4 protein-coding genes and 1 pseudogene are annotated in these 4,982 nt (G+C 67.3%); 2 read left to right on the top strand and 3 right to left on the bottom strand.

Annotated features, from left to right (window positions below):
* The coding region (locus PVZ72_RS16745; RefSeq protein ID WP_273862526.1) for an acetolactate synthase large subunit at positions 1-1,259 on the bottom strand (1,259 nt) is incomplete at its 3' end.
* A gap of 152 nt (positions 1,260-1,411) precedes the next feature.
* The gene (locus PVZ72_RS16750) at positions 1,412-2,560 is read right to left on the bottom strand and encodes a YbfB/YjiJ family MFS transporter (protein WP_273862527.1); all 1,149 of its coding nucleotides are present in this window, start codon (positions 2,558-2,560) and stop codon (positions 1,412-1,414) included.
* A gap of 109 nt (positions 2,561-2,669) precedes the next feature.
* Between PVZ72_RS16750 and ptrR the strand changes: the two genes are divergently transcribed.
* Together ptrR and PVZ72_RS16760 are read left to right on the top strand one after the other, a co-directional pair.
* On the top strand, positions 2,670-3,554 hold the full coding sequence (gene ptrR / locus PVZ72_RS16755) for a putrescine utilization regulator PtrR (RefSeq protein WP_068385143.1): 885 nt from the start codon (positions 2,670-2,672) through the stop codon (positions 3,552-3,554).
* Positions 3,555-3,604: 50 nt separating this feature from the next.
* Complete coding sequence (locus PVZ72_RS16760; protein ID WP_273862528.1) at positions 3,605-4,525, top strand: Gfo/Idh/MocA family protein; 921 nt, start codon at positions 3,605-3,607, stop codon at positions 4,523-4,525.
* Between the two features lie 221 nt (positions 4,526-4,746).
* On the opposite strand, the pseudogene PVZ72_RS16765 reads toward PVZ72_RS16760, so the two are convergent.
* Positions 4,747-4,982 (bottom strand): annotated as a pseudogene (locus PVZ72_RS16765) (IS110 family transposase); the annotation flags it as partial.

A 4,982-nucleotide genomic window follows, 5' to 3' on the forward strand; every position in this document is an offset into this window, starting at 1 on the left:
CGCGCGGCCATGGCCGACGGCAGGCCGGCGCCCATGGTGGCCAGGGCGTTGTCCAGCAGCACCGTGTTGGGCATGTAGGCCTTGTAGTTGCGGGCGAACCAGATCTTGTAGATGCCGTTGTCCAGGGCGACGATGCCGTCGGACGGCAGCACGTTACGCAGATCGGCCACCAGGCGCTGCGGATAGACCGGGAAGCGGTCATCGGTGGCGCCTTCGGCGACATGGGCCTCGTTGGCTTCGCGGATGTGCAACAGGCGGTCGAAGTCCCAGGTGGGCTGGACCTCGATGCGCTCCTTGATCTCCCAGATGGCGTTGGCGATGTCGCCGACCACCTCGACCTGGGGGAAGTACACCGGATCGACTTCGGCGGAGCGGAAGTTGATGTGGATGACCTCCGTGCCGCCACGGGTCATGAAGAACGGCGGCTTCTCGATCACATCGTGGCCGATGTTGACGATGAGGTCGGCGGACTCCAGGGCGCGGTGCACGAAGTCACCGGCGGAGAGGGCGGCGTTGCCCAGGAAGCGCGGATGGCGCTCGTCGACCACGCCCTTGCCGAGCTGGGTGGTGACGAAGGGGATGCCGGTCTTCTCGATCAGCTGCCGGAGCACCCGCGCGGTCATCTTGCGGTTGGTGCCGGCGCCCAGCACCAGCACCGGGCTGCGGGCGTTTTCCAGCTTGGAGACGGCGGCGGCGATGGCCTTGGCCTCGGCGACCGGACGGCGGCTCAGGCTCGGCGGCACCGGCAGGCTCTCGGTGTGCTCGTCGGCGATGTCTTCCGGCAGCTCCAGGTGCACGGAGCCGGGCTTTTCTTCCTCGGCGAGGCGGAAGGCCTCGCGGATGCGCGACGGGATGTTGTCGGCGGAGGCGAACTGGTGGGTGTACTTGGTGAGCGGCGCCATCATGCGGCACACGTCGAGAATCTGGAAACGCCCCTGCTTGGATTTCTTGATCGGCTTCTGGCCGGTCAGCATCAGCATCGGCATGCCGCCCAGGTAGGCGTAGGCGCCGGCGGTGACCAGGTTGGTGGCGCCTGGGCCGAGGGTGGAAAGGCAGACACCGGTCTTGCCGGTGAAGCGGCCGTAGGTGGCGGCCATGAAGCCGGCGGACTGCTCGTGGCGAGTCAGGATCAGCTTGATCTGCGAGGAGCGCCGCAGGGATTCCAGCAGGTCCAGGTTCTCTTCGCCGGGAATGCCGAAGATGTATTCCACACCCTCGTTTTCCAGGCAGCGAACGACCAGATCGGAGGCCTTCATCATGAGTGTCGTGTTCCTTGTAGGGTGAGTGGCGAGCGCCTGAAGCGCCTCCTCTATGAGGCGCGGCGGTCACTGTACTCAGGAACGGCGAAACATTTCAAAACAAGGAACCACCCAGTTTTACTTCTGTGACGAAAGGCCGCAGCGGAAACGATTCAGGCGACGCAGCGCTGCAGCGAGGCCCGGGCGTGGCGCAGGTGCAGACCGGCGAACAGCAGGCCCAGCGCGGCGATCACCAGGGCCGGTTGCAGGTTGCCGGCAAAATGACTGCTGGCTGCGCCGAGCAGCGGACCGATGAGTTGGCCGCTGGCGAAGCTGGCGGTCAGCACCCCGGCATTGCGCTGCGGCGTGGCCGGTGCCAACTCGCGGCCGTACTGCATCACCAACTGCATGCAGGCGAGGAAAGGGCCACCGCAGAGCAGCACACCGAGGAGCAGCGCCAGGCTGCCCGGCAGGAGGCAGAGCAGCACACCCGCGGCCTGCAGCCAGAGGGTGGCGATCAGCCAGCGGCGGGTATCGGTGCCCGGGCGTCTCAGGCTGACCAGCACCACACCCAGCGCCGCCGCCAGGCCATAGCCGGGCCAGAAGAGGTCGGCCTGCCACTGGCCGTGGAAGCGGCTGGCGGCCATCTGCGAGAGGAAGGTCGCCGGCAGGATGTAGCCGACGCCCACCAGGCCATAGGCCAGGATCAAACGATTGAAGGCGGGCGAGCGCTTGGCCGGCGCCGCGGCGGTGTTGGGTAGCGGGGTGGCCGGACCGCGCCGCGGCAGCAGGGGCAGCAGGGCCAGGGTGGCCACGCTGGCAAGCAGGCCGTAGCTCAGCCACAGCTGGTTGGAATCGCCACCCAGGCGATTGCTGACCAGGGCCATTAGCCCGCTGATGAGAATGCCTACTCCGGGCCCGGTAAAGACCAGGGCGCCCAGGCGTGGCCGGCCGGCTTCGGCGGCCAGGGGCTGGCTCAGACCGGTCACCATCACCAGTACCCAGGCGCTGGCCAGGCCGGTGCCGAAGCGCAGTAGCGCCTGGGCGGCCAGGCCATCGGCCAGCAGGGAAGCCAGGGTCAGGCCGGCGCAGAGCCAGAGTCCTCCGACCAGGCGCGCATGGGTCCGACGGGCGAAGAGCGCGTCCAGGGCGCCGAGCAGATAGCCCAGGTAGTTGGCCGCGGCCAGCAGACTGGCGCCGGTGAGGTCGATCTGACCCTCGGCGATCAGGTGGGGCAGGGCGGGGGTAAGGGCGAAGCGGCCGATGCCCATGGCGGTGGCCAGGGCCAGCAGGCAGGCCAGCAGGCGGGTAGTGGCGGTCATCGCGGAACTCCAGTAGCGAGCGGATGAGTACAGCCTAGGACTTGAAGTTGATCAATAAAAACGAATAATAGAGAAATAGATGTTCAGCTAAAGAGAAAGGTGGTGATCCATGGAGTTCGCAGAGCTACGCATCTTCCAGGCGGTGGCCGAGGAAGGTTCCCTGGTGAAGGCCGCCGAGCGACTCAACCGGGTGCCGTCCAATCTCTCCACGCGCCTACGCCAGCTGGAAGACAAGCTGGGGGTGGAGCTGTTCCTGCGCGAACGCCAGCGGCTGCACCTGACCGCCGCCGGCCACCGAATGCTGGACTACGCCCATCGCCTGTTCGCCCTGGCCGACGAGGCGCGCAGCGCGGTGCAGGGCGGCGAGCCGGCCGGTACCTTCGTCCTGGGGTCCATGTTCAGCACCGCGGCCATCCATCTGCCAGGGCTGCTGGCGCGCTATCACCAGCGCTATCCCAAGGTGAATCTGCAGGTGCACAGTGGCCCCAGCGGCGAACTGGTGGAAGGCTTGCTAGCCGGTCGCCTGGACGCCGCCCTGGTGGACGGCCCGGCGCCCGACGCGGCGCTGGAAGGCCAGCCCTGGTTCGAGGAGCGGCTGGTGCTGATCACCGGGCTGGAACTCGGTCCGGTGCGTTCACCTGCCGACGTGGCGGGACGCCCGGTGTTCGGCTTTCGCGCCGGCTGCTCCTATCGACGCTACCTGGACACCTGGTACGCCGCGGCGGGGGTGCCTAGCGGACCGGTGATGGAGATCGAGTCCTACCACAGCATGCTGGCCTGCGTGATCACCGGCGGGGTGGCGCTGATGCCGGAATCCATGCTCGACAGCCTGCCCGGCCGCGAGCGGGTGCAGCGTCATCCGATCCAGGCGCGCTTCGCCCAGGCCACCACCTGGCTGATGTGGCGCAAGGGCCGTGAGGGGGCCAATCTGCGCAGCTGGCTGGAGTTGCGCGAGAGCCTGCAGACCGACCGCGAAGCTGTTGCTTTGGTGTGATGATTGCCCGATCCTAGGCGGCGGACTCCTACCGTCTACCGAGGACGATCATGATAAGAATAGCCATCGTCGGTTTGGGCAAGATCGCCCGTGACCAGCACCTGCCGGCGCTCGCCGCCAATTCCGACTACGAGCTGGTCGCCGTGGCCAGCCGCAACGCCCAGCTCGACGGCGTCGCCCACTATCCCAGCCTGAGCGCCCTGCTCGAAGACGGCCCGGCGATCGACGCCGTGTCGCTCTGCGCGCCAGCGGCGGTGCGTTACGAACAGGCCCGCGAGGCCCTGGCGGCGGGCAAGCACGTGATGCTGGAAAAACCGCCGGGGGCGACCCTGAGTGAAGTGGAAGCCCTGACCCGCCAGGCCGAGGCGGCGGGTCTGTCGCTGTTCGCCACCTGGCATTCCCGCCATGCCCAGGGCGTCCAGCCAGCCCGCGAATGGCTGGAAGGCAAGCGCATCCAGGCGGTGCGGATCGAGTGGAAGGAAGACGTGCGCGTCTGGCATCCGGGTCAGGCCTGGATCTGGGAGCCGGGCGGCATGGGCGTCTTCGATCCGGGCATCAATGCCCTGTCCATCGTCACCGCCATCCTGCCACGGCCGTTCTTTCTCAAGGAGGCGACGCTGCAGGTGCCCGGCAACTGCCAGACCCCGGTGGCCGCGCAACTGGCCTTCGTCGACAGCGCCGGCGTGCCCATCGCCGCCGACTTCGACTTCCTGCAGACCGGGCCCCAGACCTGGGACATCCATGTCGACACCGATGCGGGTCGCCTGACCCTGAGCAAGGGCGGCAGCGAGCTGTACCTGGACGGGCAACTGAGCCACCAGGGCCCGGACCGGGAGTACGCCGGCCTCTATGCCCGCTTCGCCGAGCTGGTCGCCCAGAACCGCTCCGATGTGGACGTGGCCCCGCTGCGCCATGTGGCGGACGCCTTCCTCTATGGCCGTCGCGAGACGGTGGCGGAGTTTCATGAGTAGGGCGACCCTCACCCCGGCCCTCTCCCCGAGGGAGAGGGGGCGTCATGATGGGCTCTTGTAGGTTGGGCTGAGCGCAGCGAAGCCCAATGCTACCCGGGCCTGTTGAGCTTCGACGATAGGGCCGTCTCAGCCCAACCTACGGGTTGGCGGTCCCCTCACCCCAACCCTCTCCCGGAGGGAGAGGGGGCGTTCGGACCAAGCGTAGATACCGTCTTCGCCCCTCAGTGTGCAATCGCTAAAGCAGGGTCGAAAGGCTTGCCTGATTTGAGCACGCCATAGGCGATGGTCAGCAGCTTGCGCATGGCGGCGCAGACGGTTTGTTTACCTTTCTTCCCCCTGGTTTTCAGACGCTCGGCTTGCGCCTTGATAGCCGGGTTGTAGGTCAGCGCCACGACGGCGGGTAGGTATAGCGCACTTCGTAAGCGGACCGATCCCATGCGCGAGATGCCGGTATGGC

It is taken from the genome of Pseudomonas sp. LA5 (assembly GCF_028640825.1).
In the GTDB taxonomy this organism is placed as follows: domain Bacteria; phylum Pseudomonadota; class Gammaproteobacteria; order Pseudomonadales; family Pseudomonadaceae; genus Chryseomonas; species Chryseomonas aestiva.

Excerpts from the sequence above, each read along its gene's own strand:
- ptrR (WP_068385143.1), top strand. The coding sequence starts at position 2,670 with ATGGAGTTCGCAGAGCTACGCATCTTCCAGGCGGTGGCCGAGGAAGGT.
- PVZ72_RS16760 (WP_273862528.1), top strand. The coding sequence starts at position 3,605 with ATGATAAGAATAGCCATCGTCGGTTTGGGCAAGATCGCCCGTGACCAG.
- PVZ72_RS16750 (WP_273862527.1), bottom strand. The coding sequence starts at position 2,560 with ATGACCGCCACTACCCGCCTGCTGGCCTGCCTGCTGGCCCTGGCCACC.